14 protein-coding genes are annotated in these 17,134 nt (G+C 38.5%); 9 read left to right on the forward strand and 5 right to left on the reverse strand.

Annotated features, from left to right (window positions below; all coding sequences use genetic code 11):
* Positions 1 to 234 precede the first annotated feature (234 nt).
* Both KCG35_RS07220 and KCG35_RS07225 read left to right on the forward strand, forming a co-directional pair.
* Positions 235 to 846 carry a TetR/AcrR family transcriptional regulator gene (locus KCG35_RS07220; RefSeq protein WP_215819008.1) on the forward strand — a complete coding sequence of 204 codons (612 nt, stop codon included), beginning with the start codon at positions 235 to 237 and terminating at the stop codon, positions 844 to 846.
* A 138-nt stretch (positions 847 to 984) separates the two neighbouring features.
* Positions 985 to 2,097 carry an alkene reductase gene (locus KCG35_RS07225; protein ID WP_309227322.1) on the forward strand — a complete coding sequence of 371 codons (1,113 nt, stop codon included), beginning with the start codon at positions 985 to 987 and terminating at the stop codon, positions 2,095 to 2,097.
* A 222-nt stretch (positions 2,098 to 2,319) separates the two neighbouring features.
* Here KCG35_RS07225 and KCG35_RS07230 read toward each other — a convergent pair whose 3' ends face one another.
* From KCG35_RS07230 to KCG35_RS07240, 3 genes are all read right to left on the reverse strand, one after another.
* Positions 2,320 to 2,721, reverse strand: a complete 402-nt coding sequence (locus KCG35_RS07230; RefSeq protein WP_215819009.1) for a hypothetical protein — start codon at positions 2,719 to 2,721, stop codon at positions 2,320 to 2,322.
* 813 nt (positions 2,722 to 3,534) lie between these two features.
* A complete protein-coding gene (locus tag KCG35_RS07235) occupies positions 3,535 to 3,975 on the reverse strand; it encodes a BLUF domain-containing protein (protein ID WP_255561876.1) in 441 nt (146 codons plus the stop codon).
* 192 nt (positions 3,976 to 4,167) lie between these two features.
* On the reverse strand, positions 4,168 to 5,220 hold the full coding sequence (locus KCG35_RS07240; RefSeq protein ID WP_215819011.1) for a methyltransferase domain-containing protein: 1,053 nt from the start codon (positions 5,218 to 5,220) through the stop codon (positions 4,168 to 4,170).
* Between the two features lie 162 nt (positions 5,221 to 5,382).
* Here KCG35_RS07240 and KCG35_RS07245 point away from each other — a divergent pair, with 162 nt between their 5' ends.
* Positions 5,383 to 6,540 carry a retropepsin-like aspartic protease gene (locus tag KCG35_RS07245; protein WP_215819012.1) on the forward strand — a complete coding sequence of 386 codons (1,158 nt, stop codon included), beginning with the start codon at positions 5,383 to 5,385 and terminating at the stop codon, positions 6,538 to 6,540.
* Between the two features lie 64 nt (positions 6,541 to 6,604).
* Here KCG35_RS07245 and KCG35_RS07250 read toward each other — a convergent pair whose 3' ends face one another.
* Both KCG35_RS07250 and KCG35_RS07255 read right to left on the reverse strand, forming a co-directional pair.
* Complete coding sequence (locus KCG35_RS07250) at positions 6,605 to 7,990, reverse strand: TRAP transporter large permease (protein ID WP_215819013.1); 1,386 nt, start codon at positions 7,988 to 7,990, stop codon at positions 6,605 to 6,607.
* Positions 7,990 to 8,604 carry a TRAP transporter small permease subunit gene (locus KCG35_RS07255; protein ID WP_215819014.1) on the reverse strand — a complete coding sequence of 205 codons (615 nt, stop codon included), beginning with the start codon at positions 8,602 to 8,604 and terminating at the stop codon, positions 7,990 to 7,992. Before KCG35_RS07255 ends, KCG35_RS07250 begins: the two co-directional genes overlap by 1 nt.
* A 579-nt stretch (positions 8,605 to 9,183) precedes the next feature.
* On the opposite strand from KCG35_RS07255, the gene KCG35_RS07260 reads away from it, so the two are divergent.
* From KCG35_RS07260 to KCG35_RS07285, 6 genes are all read left to right on the forward strand, one after another.
* Positions 9,184 to 10,164, forward strand: a complete 981-nt coding sequence (locus tag KCG35_RS07260; RefSeq protein ID WP_215819015.1) for a PstS family phosphate ABC transporter substrate-binding protein — start codon at positions 9,184 to 9,186, stop codon at positions 10,162 to 10,164.
* A 268-nt stretch (positions 10,165 to 10,432) separates the two neighbouring features.
* Complete coding sequence (locus KCG35_RS07265) at positions 10,433 to 12,709, forward strand: ABC transporter permease subunit (RefSeq protein ID WP_215819016.1); 2,277 nt, start codon at positions 10,433 to 10,435, stop codon at positions 12,707 to 12,709.
* A gap of 34 nt (positions 12,710 to 12,743) precedes the next feature.
* Positions 12,744 to 14,411, forward strand: a complete 1,668-nt coding sequence (pstA, locus tag KCG35_RS07270; RefSeq protein WP_215819017.1) for a phosphate ABC transporter permease PstA — start codon at positions 12,744 to 12,746, stop codon at positions 14,409 to 14,411.
* A 108-nt stretch (positions 14,412 to 14,519) separates the two neighbouring features.
* Positions 14,520 to 15,320, forward strand: a complete 801-nt coding sequence (pstB, locus tag KCG35_RS07275; RefSeq protein ID WP_215819025.1) for a phosphate ABC transporter ATP-binding protein PstB — start codon at positions 14,520 to 14,522, stop codon at positions 15,318 to 15,320.
* A gap of 235 nt (positions 15,321 to 15,555) precedes the next feature.
* Positions 15,556 to 16,281 carry a phosphate signaling complex protein PhoU gene (phoU, locus tag KCG35_RS07280; protein WP_215819018.1) on the forward strand — a complete coding sequence of 242 codons (726 nt, stop codon included), beginning with the start codon at positions 15,556 to 15,558 and terminating at the stop codon, positions 16,279 to 16,281.
* A gap of 300 nt (positions 16,282 to 16,581) precedes the next feature.
* Positions 16,582 to 17,134: substrate-binding periplasmic protein (locus KCG35_RS07285; RefSeq protein WP_215819019.1), on the forward strand; the 553-nt coding region annotated here is incomplete at its 3' end.

Here is a 17,134-nt window from a genome sequence, read left to right on the forward strand (position 1 = left end):
TCCTCTTTAAATATTACTACAACTACTGTTGTCTACCTCAATTGACCACTAATGATGGTACTTTAGCCTTATATACCCTTCGCTATGGGTACAGTTAAATTAGCCTTAGCCAAAGGTCCTAGCTGTGCCGACGCTATGATATAGCTAAACTTAATTAGTATGTTGAATATTGTTATAATAAGCCACAAATAAACCACTAGACGACCGGTCTAATTAGCTGCTAGTATTAACATCATGAATCGTAGTGAGCATCAAGATACCCGAGAAACCATCCTGTGTGCAGGTGAGCAGTTGATTCTCAGTAAAGGGTTTTCAGCTGTGGGGTTAGCCCAGATATTAGCGCAGGCAAAAGTGCCAAAGGGTTCTTTTTACCATTATTTTAAGTCAAAAGAGCTGTTTGGCGTGGAGTTGCTCCGAAGGTATTTTTGCCACTATGAGCAAGTTCTCGATGAGCTATTCAATCAGCCTAAAAGTGGCAAAGATAAACTGATGTCGTATTGGCAGTACTGGTTTGAAAAACAAACAGATAAGTGCTGTGATAAGCAATGTCTAGCGGTGAAGTTATCTGCTGAGGTATCTGACTTATCTGATGATATGCGGTTAATGCTGAAGTCTGGTATAGAAGCGATTATTAGTCGAATAGAAGAATGTGTAAAGCTTGGAATAAATGATGGTTCTTTACCCACTACGTTAGATGCGAGACTTACATCAGTTGTACTGTATCAACAATGGATGGGTGCAAGTCTGATGACTAAAGTACGTCGAGATGATTCTGCTATACAGACTGCTATGATGATGACAGAGTTATTGTTGACATCTGATTGCATGCTTAAAAAAGAAGCTTAGTGTAAAACGGGTTTTGCGTTAAATAGAGATTTATTTGAATGTGTGACCTCAATGAGGCCATTAGTTTACTCAAAATGGCCTCATTTTTTTAATATATTATAGACGACTGGTCTACTAAATGGTTTGCAAAGGGAGTGTATGATGACAGAAAGAACCTTACTAACACCATTTCAGTTAGCTGATATGACTTTACCTAACCGAGTCATAATGGCCCCTTTAACTCGTTCGAGAGCCTCACAACCAGGAGATGTTCCGAATCAGTTGATGGTTGAATACTATTGTCAACGGGCATCATCAGGCTTAATTATCACTGAGGCCAGTCAAATATCATCTCAAGGTAAGGGGTATGCGTGTACGCCTGGAATTTATTCTGATGAGCAGGTAGAAGGTTGGAAAACTGTGACGGAGGCTGTGCATCAGGCAGGAGGTAGAATAGCCCTACAGCTTTGGCATGTTGGCCGTATTTCTAACCGCGAATTACAGCCTGGAAAGCAAGCGCCAGTCGCACCATCTGCAATCAAAGCTGAAGGTGCACGAAGCTACAATCTTATAAACGGTAAATTGACGCGCATAAGTGCTGACTTACCTAAAGCATTAACTGTAGAAGAAATAAAAGTCATCCAGACTGATTATGTAAATGCGGCAAAAAATGCGTTGAAAGCTGGATTTGATATGATTGAAGTTCATGCCGCTAATGGTTATTTACCTGATCAGTTCTTAGCAAATAATAGTAATCAACGTACAGATGAGTACGGTGGCCCTATCGAAAATCGTGCTCGCTTTCTTTTAGAAACTGTGGATAAACTTATTGATCTGCTTGACCCAAGTAAAATTGGGGTTCGACTTTCACCACTTGGATCATTTAATGACATTGCTGATGATGAAGCGGAGGAAGTTGCTTTATACGTACTTAATGAGCTAAACAAGCGAAATATTGCGTATATTCATTTAAATGAACCAACTTGGATGAATGGTCAGCCTTATACAAATACTTTTAGAGAAAGAGTAAGGCAGAGCTTTAAAGGTGCAATTATTGTTTGCGGAGCCTATGACAAAGCGCTTGCAGAACAGGTCATCAATGCTGGCTGGGCTGACTTGGTTGCTTTTGGCAGACCCTATATTGCAAATCCAGACTTGGTAGAACGTTTTAAATCGAATTCTGAATTAAATGAACCTGATTCAGATACGTTCTATGGTGGCGGCGCTAAAGGTTATATTGATTATCCTAAACTGCAAGCAGCTCTAGCGTAAGCGATGAAGTATACCCATAACAAAGCCTAAAAATGATTTGTGAAGGGTATAGTTTTGAAAATCACATCATTATTACTTTAGTGAAGGTATTGTAAATAAAATAAGTGATGGTTCATCAATGTTAAATCTAAGCTGCCGCCTTTATACGGTAGCCTAGATTTAAGGAATGAATATATTGACCCTAAAAAAATAATTGATTCACTAAAAGAGTAGGCTCTTTACTTAGTGAACAATAACTTCATATTCTTCTCCAGAACCAAATAGAAAAACACGTCCTGGGCAACCTTGTTCATCAAAGTCATACCACTTTGCATGTTGTTGGCCATCAATTGATTCAGTATAACCACAGCCTCTGGTTTTATCTGGTACATTTTGATTCCAAAAAATATCGCAGCCGTTATTTGCGACAAAACCAGTTGCAGTCGCTGATGTATCACAGCCGTTTGGCCAAATACAGGTAACAGTCCATATAGTTGCACAATCAACTTCAACGTTAGTTTGTAGCGTATCATGCAACTTTTTCGTTACTAACTGATTATTTTCGACAGTGGTAAATCCTTGGCTAAATGCTAAAGCTGATAACCCAGCTGTAACTAAAATTATAAATCCCTTTAAAAAAACCATAACAAATCTCCCTATAAATTTCTTACATAGTTTTATCTTTATTAGTAGCGTTGTTACATTTAAGTACTATAGCTGGCTTACAAGGTTGTACGCTCTATAGTGGTGTGAATTTTGAACTACTGAGAGAAACTACTGATTATCAATAGTGCGCTAATCACTGGTAAAACTCAATGCTGGTTTACTAAGGGAAAGGGTATTTATTTCTGGAGACATATCAGTCAGTGGGTAAGAAGTTTTGAAGGATAGATTTATAGATATACCCTTCATGAATTATTTTTAGGGTTTGTTGTCGGCGTTCTTGACCAATAAGGATGTTGGGAATGCAGTTCATGCAGGAACTTTTAACTGCCACCCAAGTCACTTATTATTATAACCGCCCAGCAGCGCTGTTATATCAATTAAAGTCGCTACCGCAAGTTTCACAGTAGTAAACTTGCCCTGGGGCTTCCTCGCTTGACGGCTGCCCCTAAAAACCCTTCGTTATGGGTATACCTGATTGTTTCATAGCCAATAGGTTTTGATTGAATAAATCTTTTAATTTTTCATGAGTAAATGCTGATACCTTTATTTTAGATTTTCGAAGGTTAAAATCCATGGAGGTATTGTACATTGGTACAAATTTTATTTTATAGTTCCATTTTTTAAATATGTAAGTGAATATGTCATAAAGTATGCTTTTATGATTAAAGGCATAAGGAGGTTTATTATTGGTAATGCTAACTTAAATATAGTCCGCATAGAAAATATTAAACCTGAAAAAAACAGATAAAATGACCAGTTTTTTATGAAGGGTGTTTGTTGCCATTTTGTGGCTTATATTTTTTCGGTGCTTGCAGAAAAACTAAAGTTTTTAATGAAAAGTTGTATTTCTGTTGATATATTTTTAAACTCACTTGAGGATAACTTTTCGATCTCAGCGAGCTGATTAAAGCCAGGAATTGTACATTCTAAGGTGTTCTTAGTCATACGTTTAAATCCCATGCTCCAGTCAGGAAAATCCCTGTGATTGGTTAACTCTGTATGAATAAGTATAATGCTGTAGTGTCTTTTATCCTGGTTTATGGTCGCAAATAGTTTTTCAACAATGCTTTTATCACCCTCTAGATACTGAATAATGGTGCAGTCACAGTATAGCAATAACCCTGTTATATTTAGTTTAATGTTATTTTCTCTAGAACTTTTTAGTAAGGTAATGAGCTCTTGCTCTGACATTGGAGCTGTAGCGGAGCTAATGTAAATAAGTTTAAAGATCATTTTTCTTAAAGGATTCCATTCAGTACAGGGAGCACCATTTTTCTAAAATGCATTTTTAGATATACCCTAAAGTATATTGAATGATTTTCATTGTGTATAGTTAAAATGTTTTTTAATAAAAACCAAATGAAAGTTTATCAAATGCAATTTTGACAAAGATTTTTCCATTTTTCTCACGAGCGTAAGGGAAATTTAGCAGCATGCTTGATGACTATTATTGGTGGTAGTTATAATCTTATCGAAAGGTATATCAATACCGCAGTCCGAAAATGGACCAAAGTGATGGGTAAAGTTACCCATAAACTCAAAATGTGGTTTCAAACGAGTTTCGTTTAGCATTCGCCAAGTGTTTCCGCAAACAGAGTATATTTTTCCTTTTTCAAACGAATGGTGTTTATCTAGTGTCATTTCTTTTTCAAAGTAAGGGATGGTTCCTTTATATACAATGGCCTGGCCATAATCTTCACAGTTATCGTCCAGATTGGCTAATTTGAAAAGTCGGTGAGTTGCTGAGTAAAATTCGAGATTGTTTAGTTTCAGTTGTATTTCAGGATTTTTAATAAAAATAGGACGGTCACTCACTAAACGAGGGTCTTTGAAGCCTGTTTTTTTGGCTATAGATAAGAAATCTTGCCAATATAAGGCACCGCTGAGGCATTCTCCGTAAAGCTCAGTATCACTCTGTAATTCAGATGGTACTCGACGACTAGCGTATACATCGGAGAAGTAAAGTTCACCACCGTTTTTAAGCAGCTTATAAGCTTGTTCAAATACCTTCTCTTTAGAGGGTGACAAATTAATTACACAGTTAGAAACAATAATATCGAAACTATTTGGCTTCAGTTCTAGCGAAAGTAGATCTTCAATATAACCCTGGTAAAATGTAACATTATTTTTGTCATACCCAAATTGTTTTTGATGATAGTCTTTGTATTCGTTAGCAACAGCAATTTGCTCATCTGTCATATCAACACCATGTACCTGGCCTCCCTCTCCTACTAGATGAGCTAATACATAGCAATCACGCCCACTCCCGCAGCCAAGATCTAGAACATGACAGTCATTTAATAAAGCGGGTACCACAAAGCCACAGCCAAAATATCGACTTTTTACTGATTCATGAACTAACGCCATGGCTTGCAGAATATCGGGCGTAGGTCGATCAGTAGTAGTACACGCGTCGGTTTGAAGGTCCTGCGAACGTTTTAAGACTTTACCATAGTAGTTTTTGATATGATCTTGCATAATGTCTCTTTCTAGTGGCTTGTAGTCATAATAAATTTGCCTGTCTTATGCATTACAGGTGTGGCTGTTATTGAAAGTATACTTTAACTGAAACATTGCAATTGGATGTATGTGTAATCATTATAGCGTTAATTACTGCTGTAGATCAGTATGAGCAACATAATGAATAAAATACTAAACTTTCTCGTTGTGCTAAGTGCGGGTATTACAATTGGTTGGTATGGACATGTTTTATGGCAAGAACTCAATGAATATGATAGACAACAGTTGATATCTGCATTTGATATAAGTCAGGTCATTGAGTCAGAGCCTATTCAGGTTCCTTCTCCCCAGACACCCTATTGGCAAGCGTTACAAGATGCTTTATTAGCAAAAGATAATCAGTTAATTATTACCTCATATCATGCATTAGTACAGAGTAACCCAGTCATGCAGCAGGATGCTGACATACTTTTGCGAGAGTATTTTCAAGGTGAGCTTGATGCCAAGCGATTTGTATATCTTATACCATTACTGGAAAATCTTTTACAGATTTATCCACAAGATATTACCACTTGGAATATTCTTATTGAGAGTTATCTACAGTCTGCAGATATACGCCAAGCAATTTTCACGCTATATAAGCTTGAGAGTAACCTTGATGATTATGAGGATATTGAGAAGGTAAAATCTAGAATAAAACTTTTAGTACAAGCTTATGATCAACAGTTACTTGAAGATAATCAAGTCACTCAATTACTGAAGTTTTATGAAGAACTATCGTTTATTGATGAAAGTAATTATAGTTATTTATTCAGAAGAGCAGAGCTTTTTGCTCAGTTAAAAGATTACACACAGGCACTAAGTTTGTTAGATTATTTGCAAAGTGACTTAAAATGGGGAGCAGCGGCAAAGCGTTTAAAAGATATAATTCTGGAAAAAATGAGAGCTAAAGAAGGTATTTTGCTGACTAGGCATGGTGAGCATTTTATCGTACCTGTTGAATTGAATGGTCAGTATAAGCTAAATTTATTGATCGACACTGGGGCAAGCTTATCTGTTATTTCAAGAGGATTTTTCCAAAACGTTATTGGAAATAATGTAGCTCATTATCAAAGCCAAGTTAGAATGAATACCGCCAATGGGCAAGTTATTGCACCTGTTTATCGATTTAAAAACATATCCATTGCAGGAAGAAAAGTTAATGATATTGATGTTGCAGTGGTCGACATGCCTGAATCAAGTGTTTATCAAGGATTATTAGGAATGAATTTCCTCAAGTTTTTCCAATTTGAAATGAATCAGGAACAAAGCTTACTGTTTCTTGACCCTAAGCACTAGGGCACCGCTAAAAATGCACTTTTTTAGCGAAGCCCTTATGTCAATATTCAATTCAAAAGAAAATTTATTGAACCCCATAAATTAGTTCAGGTAGCCATGTAACAATTTTTGGCCAACACGCTAAAATAATCAATACGAGTAACTGAATGAGAATATAAGGTACAACCCCCTTATATATCTGTGTTGTTCGCACGTGGTTAGGTGCGACTCCACGCAAATAAAATAATGCAAACCCAAAAGGTGGCGTGAGAAAGGAAGTTTGTAAATTTACTGCAATCATTACTCCTAACCAGATAGGGTGTAGACCCATCGCCAATAAAACAGGACCCACTATAGGCACGACAACAAATGTTATCTCTATGAAATCAAGAATAAAACCAAGTAAAAAAATGACAACCATGACAATGAGTGTTGCTGTGAAAACGCCTCCTGGCATTGTTTGAAAAAAGTGATGAATGACATCGTCTCCACCATATGCTCTAAAGACAAGTGAAAAAATAGATGCACCAATTAGAATCATGAAAACCATACAGGTTACTTTCGTTGTTGATTGTACAACTTCAGAAAGCTGTTTTATGTTTAATTGTTTCTTGATAAATGCTAATAGTGTTGCACCTAATGCACCAACTCCTGCTGCTTCTGTTGGTGTGGCTATTCCTGCCAATATAGAGCCTAGTACTGCAGCAATTAAAAATAATGGGGGTAATAAGTTAGATAAAAGAGATGTTTTGCCATTTGCTCGCCGATAAAGCTCTTGACGATCAATGGCTGGTGATGTTTCTGGCTTTATTAAAGCTAAAATAAATTGAAATATTACGTAAAAAAAGACCAGTAACAGACCAGGTATGAGTGCGCCAACAAATAAATCACCCACTGAAACTGTTTTTAACGAGTATAAACCTAAATTTAATTGCGCCTGTTGATATGCACTTGATAATACATCGCCTAAGAGCACTAGCGCAATGGAGGGAGGGATAATTTGACCGAGTGTACCTGTGGCACAAATTGTTCCTGTTGATAAAGAGGGGCTGTAGCCTTGTTTAAGCATGGTTGGTAATGAAATTAAGCCCATAGTCACTACTGTCGCGCCAACGATTCCTGTGCTTGCCGCTAGCAACATACCAACAATTGTTACAGAAATGCTTAAACCACCAGGAAAACGACCAAATATTAATGCCATTCCTTCTAAGAGATTTTCTGCAATTTTAGATTTTTCCAACATGACGCCCATGAGTACAAAAAGTGGTACTGCCATGAGTGTATCATTAGTCATTGTGCCATAAAGTCTGCTTGGTAGTGCTGTTAAAAAAGAGGTATCAAATATACCTATTAATATACCACCACTGACAAATAGTAAGGCAGTGCCCGCAAGTGAAAATGCTACTGGGTAACCTAGCAGTAATACCAAGCAAACGACTACGAACATTAGAAGTGGAATGAGTGCATCCATTACACATTCACTCCTGTTTTATGTTGGTAATTCCAGGCATCCGCTAAAATTAGAATTGAGCGGAATAACTCAGCAAAACCCTGTAAAATGAATACAAAACACATTGCAAGTATTAAACTTTTTAATAAAAAAACGCCAGGGATGCCACCAGGCTCATTAGAGCCCTCTAAAACTTGCCAGGAATTTCCGACATAGTCCCAGCTCATTATGGCAATAAAAAAGCAGACGGGTAATAATAAAAAGAGTGAGCCTAGGGCATCAATAAGCGCTTGGCGTTTTTTGGACATTTTTCGGTACAAAATGTCCACTCGAACGTGAGCATTATGTTTAAGCGCATAACCGCTTGCCGTCAGAAAAATAAAAGAATGTATATAGTGGGCGGATTCTTGCAATGCGATTGAGCCAATATTAAAGATGTATCGAAGCAAAACAACTAAAAATATAGACAACATAAGTAGCAAGGAAAACCAAGAGACAAATCGACCGATGTGTTCTGTGAGAAGGTCTATTTTAGTAGTTGCTTTAAAAATAATAGAGAGTATTTGATTAGATTGAACGTTGTGCGATGGTTGGTTTGGTGGAGTATTATTAGAATGGTTGTTGTCTTTAGTCATTATTATTATCCCTGGTTACAACACGTTATATGCCTTTTGGTTATGACTTTAGAAAATGCTTTTTCAGGTCTTTACTTACACTATACTTTAAACATTATGAATACTTGGTACATTGTTATGTTGAAAAGTACAGTCCTGGCCTCAATTACCCTCAGAGCCAAATAAAGAAGTTAATCCATTTAATTTCTTCGTATTTAATATTCCAGCATTTACTAATATTTTTATTTTCTAGTTCTGTTTTAAGATCCATATACTATAGAAAAATGTTCATCTCATCATGTTCAATAGCCACAACCTATCTGTTTTGTTTCGTAAAGAACCTCCAATGCGAGTACTGTGAGAGATCTTGAATTCTTATTATTGTGACCAATTATACTTGAAATAACTATAAAAATGCCAAAAACCTTTAATACGTCTGGTATTCACTAATCATGGGGTGTTCAAATTTGGATCAGTTCTCTTTTTGCCCGAAATGAAGTGAATGTTTAATTAGCTTAACATAAATGTAATATTGCATTCATATAGTTTGCGCATAGTCAACGCATATCATCGCTACTAAAAAAATTTCAGGAGACTCAAATGAAACTGAAAGCGTTTATGGGTGCACTGTCAGTTGCCTCCCTGGGTATTACAGGCAACTATGCTATGGCAGCTTCACAAGTGGATACTAATTTACCTGAATACAAGAAAGCGAGTGGTGTATCAGGAAATTTATCAAGTGTTGGTTCTGATACATTAGCAAATTTAATGACATTATGGGCTGAGGACTTTAAAAAGACTTATCCAAACGTCAACATTCAGATACAAGCCGCTGGCTCTTCAACTGCACCACCTGCGCTAACTGAAGGGACTTCAAATTTAGGTCCTATGAGCCGCAAAATGAAGGATAAAGAGCTCGAAGCATTTGAGAAAAAATATGGTTATAAACCAACCGCTATTCCTGTTGCTATTGATGCATTAGCTGTTTTTGTTAATAAAGATAACCCCATTAAAGGTCTGACGATTGCTGACGTTGATGCCATTTTCTCTTCAACTCGCAAATGTGGTGCAAATGGCGCAATAGAAGCCTGGGGAGATGCAGGGTTAGAAGGCCCTTGGGCTAAGAAAAGTATTCAACTTTATGGTCGTAATTCCGTTTCAGGTACCTATGGTTACTTTAAAGAAAAAGCACTTTGCAAGGGCGATTTTAGGAACAATGTGAATGAGCAACCTGGATCAGCTTCTGTTGTTCAAGCAGTCAGCGCTTCTGTGAATGGTGTAGGATATTCTGGGATTGGTTATAAGACATCAAGTGTAAGAACAGTACCATTAGCGCGTAAGCATGGTGGTAAATTTATAGATGCAACACCTGAAAATGCCATAAAAGGTGCGTATCCCTTATCACGCTTTTTATATGTTTATGTGAATAAGGCACCAAATAAGCCTTTAGCACCTCTGGAACGAGAGTTTATTAAGCTCGTTTTATCGAAGAAAGGACAAGGTGTTGTTGTTAAAGATGGATATATTCCCTTGCCTTCACTGGTTGTTATGAAAGAGCTTAAAAAGCTTGGTATTAATTAATACAGTGTATATCTCTTTAACTAACTCACTGATAGCAAAGAGTAATGGGGATAGTTATTACGGGAATGGCATAAAGGCAGTTAACACTGCCTTTATGCTTTCTAGCGAAAAATCAATATCATGCACAGCTTTTTATTCATTTGATCCTGGTGTTTTATAGCATGGTTAGTGGAGAGCTGAATTTGCCTTAGAAAACCGCGTAACAGTTCAACTTAAGGTCAATTAATTGTAACAAATATGTCATATACCACCGGTATGGTACTGCTCCATGAAACCATATACATCTAAGTATAGCTCAATTGTAGACTTCTCAAGTCCAGCGCTTAAGCGTCATAATATGCTGCGCCACTTTAAAGACAAACTAGCCAGATGGGGTGTAGCTGTTGGTGGTGTTGGTGTTATCGTAGCAATTTTGCTGATTTTTCTTTACTTGCTATATGAAGTTGTACCTTTGTTTCGTTCTGCAAGTATTGATTCTGTTGCGACTTATTCTTTGCCTGCATCATCAGCAGAAAAAAATCTATATTTTGCTATGGAAGAGCAGGCTGAAATTGGTCTGAAACTGGATAGTAATGGACAGGCAACGTTCTTTAAAACGAATACTGGGAGTGTTATTCACACAGAGACAATTCCTATTCCTGAAGGTGCATCTATTACCAGTTTGGCGGAGGCTGATCCTGCAACACATGTTCTTGCTTTAGCATTTTCTAATGGTCAGGTTGTAGTTTTTAAGCATGAGTATGACATTCAGTTTGCTGACGATAATCAGCGGACAATCAGCCCAAAAATAAGTTATCCCTATGGCAAAGAATATATATCTTTAGCAGAAGGTGCGTCTTTTTCACACCTGGCATTAAGGGATACTGATGAGGCGTTAATTATCGCCGGATCAGGAAAAGATGCTTTTGTTGTAAAAGCTATAAATAAAGAAGAAAACTTTTTATCTGGCGAAGTAACTTTAACAGAGCAGTTACTGTCTGTGCCTAAATTACCAGGAAAAATTAATGGTTTATTAATCGATCCTGAACAGCGCTGGATTTTTGCAGCCTTAGAAAATGACCATTTGGCGATTTTAGACATTAAGGATAAAGATAAGCCTATCATCAATGCTGTTCTCGATGTGACTGAAGATGGGTCCAGTTTGACTTCTATGCATTTTTTACTAGGTGGTATCTCTTTATTACTGGGAGACTCTTCAGGCCACATAAATCAGTGGTTTTTTGTCAGAAGCGAAACAAATGAATGGCAGTTGAAAAAAATTCGTGGCTTTCAATTGGGCCAAAGTGCGATTGTGAGTATTGCTCCTGAACATAGGCGAAAAGGTTTTGTTGCTGCTGACGCTCAAGGCAATATAGGGATTTTTTATACCACAGCACAACGTACGTTAATCAAACAATCTATTACTGATAAATCAGTAGCTGGTATTGCTATTTCTCCTAGAGCAAACGCGTTACTGGTGGAAAATCAACAAGGAGAAGTAAGTTACTGGGATGTTAATAATACGCATCCGGAGGTTTCTTGGTCCGCCCTTTGGGACAAGGTATGGTACGAAAGCTACTCTGAGCCAAAATATATCTGGCAGTCTTCGGCAGCAACCAATGACTTTGAACCCAAGCTCAGTTTAATGCCATTATCGTTTGGCACACTAAAAGCTGCTTTTTATGCAATGCTATTGGCGGCACCATTAGCGATATGTGGAGCTATTTATACGGCGTATTTCATGGCACCCGTAATGCGCCGTAAAGTTAAACCTGTTATTGAGTTAATGGAAGCACTACCCACAGTAATTCTAGGTTTCCTGGCAGGATTGTGGTTAGCACCGTTCATTGAAAATACATTAGCAGGTATATTTGTACTGCTACTCTTTATGCCAATAGGTATGCTGTTATTTGCTTATATTTGGGCACAGTTACCTGGCAGTATTCGTCATAGAGTTCCTGATGGTTGGCAGGCTGCTATTTTGATTCCAGTTGTATTGTTTATCAGCTGGATTAGTTTGCAATTAAGTGTGCCGATTGAGAACTTATTGTTTGATGGCGACATTCGTCACTGGATAAATGAAGCCACAGGTCTGGACTACGATCAGCGTAATGCACTGGTGGTTGGTTTGGCTATGGGCTTTGCTGTAATACCCACCATTTTTTCCATTGCTGAAGATGCAATTTTTAGTGTTCCTAAACATCTCACCTATGGCTCACTGGCACTTGGTGCAACGCCATGGCAAACCTTGACTAGAGTGGTGTTACTAACTGCTAGCCCAGGGATTTTCTCGGCACTCATGATTGGTTTAGGGCGAGCAGTAGGCGAAACAATGATTGTGTTAATGGCTACGGGTAATACGCCCATCATGGACGCCAATATTTTTGAGGGAATGAGGACTTTGGCGGCTAATATTGCAGTTGAAATGCCAGAGTCTGAAGTGGGCAGTTCGCATTATCGTGTTTTGTTTTTAGCAGCCTTAGTGCTTTTCTTATTTACGTTTATCGTGAATACCTTAGCAGAACTGATTAGGCATCGATTACGTAAACGTTACAGCTCTCTCTAATTAATTGACTCTCTAATGATGGAAAGCGTGTCTTATGCGCATAGGATTAAAAAACTGGTATAAAAGTGGAGAGCCTTGGGTTTGGCTAAATGCCGGGGCTGTTGCCATTAGCATAATTATGGTTGTTGGCTTACTTACGTTAATAGCCATTCGAGGTTTAGGACACTTTTGGCCTGCTGATGTTATTCAGGCAAACTACATAGTGCCTGGCCAAGAGAGCAAAGTGATTGCTGGTGAAGTCGTTGAATCAGAAGAGGTTGCTGTTCAACGTTTACTTGATGCGGGTTTACCTGTTTCTGCTGAACAAAGTGAATTTCTTGAGCGCCAACTTATTAAGGTGGGTAACCGCGATGTGTATGGCAGTGATTTCCAGTGGATTTTGCCTGCTTTCTTACAAGGTCCTGAACTTCCAAAAAATATTATGGTTGTAGAGCGTCGTGAGTGGGGAAATTTCTATGGCTTTTTAAAAGAAGTCAGAGAGGGCGACCAGGCTATCTTAGTTGATAAACCGTTGTGGGATACTTTTCAACAACGCATTGCCAGGGCTGAAGGAATACACGACGCCATTTATGAAATTGAAAAGCATCAAATTGGTCGAATTAATGCGTCACTTGAGCGTTTACGGCTTAAAGAACGTCGACTTGAATTGGAGTCTACGTTGACGAATGCTGCTCAAGCTGAGCTACAGCTAGAACGTGCTGAGTTACAACAAGAATACAAGCAGCTCGAACAACGCTTAGGTGAATTGTACCAGCAATTTAATCAAGACCACTTTGTTGCAGAAACAGTTGATGGACGGCAGGTGACGCTTTCTATTGGCAGTGTGGTAAGAGCTTATCAGCCAAACGCAATGTCACTGCTTGGTAAAATTGCACATTATGGTGACAAAGTCTGGGAGTTTGTTGCTGATGATCCACGTGAGGCAAATACTGAAGGGGGAATTTTTCCTGCTATCTTTGGAACTGTGATGATGGTCATTCTAATGTCCGTCATTGTGACGCCTTTTGGTGTTATTGCTGCTGTGTACTTGCGGGAGTACGCACACCAAGGCGTAGTGACACGAATGATCCGCATAGCTGTGAATAATCTTGCAGGTGTTCCTTCCATTGTTTATGGCGTATTTGGCTTAGGATTTTTTGTCTACTTTATGGGATCTGCGGTTGATGAGGCATTTTTTCCTGAGGCGTTGCCTGCTCCTACATTGGGTACACCAGGTCTGTTATGGGCTTCAATTACACTAGCCTTACTAACGTTACCCGTTGTTATTGTGGCGACAGAGGAAGGATTATCGCGTATCCCTCGTTCTGTCCGTGAAGGTAGTTTGGCGTTAGGTGCTACTAAGGCTGAAACGCTATGGCGTGTGGTATTACCAATGGCCAGTCCAGCGATGATGACAGGTTTGATCCTCGCAGTGGCTAGAGCAGCAGGGGAGGTTGCTCCGTTGATGTTGGTGGGTGTAGTTAAATTAGCCCCATCTTTGCCACTGGACGGTAATTATCCCTATTTACACTTAGATCAGAAGTTCATGCATCTGGGCTTTCATATTTACGATGTTGGCTTCCAGAGTCCCAATGTAGAGGCTGCCAGGCCACTGGTTTATGCCACTGCATTATTACTGGTTGTTGTTATTGCCATATTGAATCTATCCGCTGTGGCAATACGAAACCATTTACGAGAGAAATATAAGGCTTTGGAAGTCTAACTAACGGGTTTCCATTATAATGTTAGCAAGAGTGCAGTTATGTCTGAGGCAACGGTAGATTTAAGTACTGATCAGCAACAGGCTGATAAAAAGGCGCATGCAATTAATATGCAGTCTCTTGGTCGAGTAAAACAAGATTTAGACATTGGTTCTGAAACAACCTGTTTGGATATCAATGGTCTCAACCTTTTTTATGATGAAAAGCAAGCGCTGTATGATGTTTCAATGAGCATTCCACAAAAGCGTGTCACATCATTCATTGGCCCATCGGGCTGTGGTAAGTCCACTTTATTACGCACACTTAATCGTATGAATGATTTAGTGGATGGGTGTCGAGTTAATGGAAACATTTTGCTAGATGGTCAAGACATTTATGCAAAAGGTGTGAATGTTGCTGATCTTCGTCGTCGAGTTGGCATGGTGTTTCAAAAGCCAAACCCTTTTCCCAAGAGTATCTATGAAAATGTTGCCTATGGATTGCGTATTCAAGGTATCAATAAAAAACGTATTCTTGATGAAGTTGTGGAATGGGCCCTTAAGGGCGCTGCGCTTTGGGAAGAAGTGAAAGATCGTTTACACGAAAGTGCATTAGGTATGTCTGGCGGTCAGCAACAACGTTTGGTGATAGCCCGGACTATTGCTGTAGAGCCTGAGGTTTTGTTATTGGACGAGCCTGCTTCAGCATTAGACCCTATATCTACATTGAAAATTGAAGAATTGATTAATGAATTGAAATCAAAATATACCATTGTCATTGTTACACATAATATGCAACAAGCTGCCCGAGTATCAGACTACACTGCTTTTATGTATATGGGTAAATTAGTGGAATTTGGTGATACAGACAGCTTATTCACAAATCCTAAAGAAAAACAAACTGAAGACTATATTACTGGACGCTATGGATAAGGTTAGTTGAAGTTTGATACATTTTTTAATTTTAGCGTTTGCGAATATCAGTATTCTGTGCTTACAGATGGTTTAAATAGTTTGAAGTAATAAGTAGTTAAGCGTACACCCTAAACAAATGATACATAATGCTATGTAATTAATTCGATGTCATTGTTTGGACATGCAAAAAATTCATTTGTGTTAACATTAAAGGGTATGCTATTTCGAAATACCATCCTTTTTGAGGCTTACCATGGATAAAAACTCAGACATGTATTCGCAGCATATTTCTCAACAGTTTAACAATGAACTGGAAGAGATAAAAAATCAACTGTTGTCTATGGGAGGCTTAGTCGAAAAGCAGGTCAGTGATGCAATGCGTGCATTAATTGATGCTGATAGTGGCTTAGCAAAAGAAGTACGACGAAAGGATGATGATATCAATCAGATGGAGTTGCATATTGATGAAGAGTGCACTCGTATTCTGGCTCGACGGCAGCCTGCAGCAATTGATTTGCGCTTAGTTTTAGCCTGTAGTAAAGCCGCTACTGATCTTGAGCGAGTTGGCGATGAGGCTGCGAAAATTGCACGTCATGCTATCAAGCTTACTGAGGAAGGTGAAGCTCCACGAGGTTATATTGAAACACGACATATTGGCTCGAGAGTGCGTCGAATGATTCAGGATGCATTGACTGCCTTTGCACGTTTTGATCCAGAGCTTGCTTTTCGTGTTGCACAGGAAGACAAGTCAGTAGACCTGGAATATAAAACAGCAATGCGTGAACTTGTGACTTTTATGATGGAAGATCCAAGGAGTATTACCCGTGTGCTAAATATTATTTGGGTTTTACGTTCGCTTGAACGTATTGGTGACCATGCACGCAATATTGCTGAACATGTTATTTATTTAGTTAAAGGTCAGGATGTGCGTTATATTGGCTTGAAGCGAATGAAAGAGGAAGTGCTTAAGGATAGCTGACATTACGTAGAAACAGTTTGAGTTATGTTGAGCCGTCATGAAACATATTCCTTTTGATCCCCGTTTATACCCTTCGTAAATCAATTTTATACTCTTAGGACAAGGGTTGTTGTCTGCGTTTGATCACCAAGGAAGGTGGGAATGTATTACGCAGGAGCATTTAACTGCTGTCATTCGCACATTCTTCCGCATATGCTTTCACCATTGGAGGTTAGTTAACTCATTTACCCTGTGGGTCTATATTGTCGTTTTCAGCTAGTATTTATAAAGTGAGTTGAGCTGGGGGTGACAACGCAAGAAATGGTTATAGTCAAATATCTGGTACTCATCGTTTGCTTGTTGCAGATATCTAACAGTCGTGCAGAACAAACGATACGACTGACAAATGGTGAATGGGAGCCTTTTTTATCAGAAAAATTACCACACTTTGGTCCATCTTCTCAAATTGTTACTGAGGCATTTGCGAGGTTAGGAATAACTGTTCGCTATGATTTTTTCCCGTGGCCTAGAGCTTATGAGAATGCCCGAATTGGACATTGGGAAGGTTCTGTTATATGGATAAAAAGTGAAGAGCGAGCAAAATATTTTTATTTTTCGGATCCTATTCTTTCGTTACCCCGTTATTTCTATCACTTAGTTGACCGGAAATATGAATGGTCATCAATTAAAGACCTTAAAGGTTTAGTTATTGGTGTTACTTATTCTTATACCTATGGCCCAGAATTGGATAAAGCATTAGAAAACGGGTTTGTGCAAGCATCTTGGTCTACATCAGACCTTCTCAATATTAAAAAGCTTATTGCACGAAGAATTGATTTACTAACTTTAGAGCCTCATGTGCTCAATAGTTTAT

The sequence above is a fragment of the Zooshikella harenae genome, from assembly GCF_018837975.1.
Classification (GTDB): Bacteria; Pseudomonadota; Gammaproteobacteria; order Pseudomonadales; family Zooshikellaceae; genus Zooshikella; species Zooshikella harenae.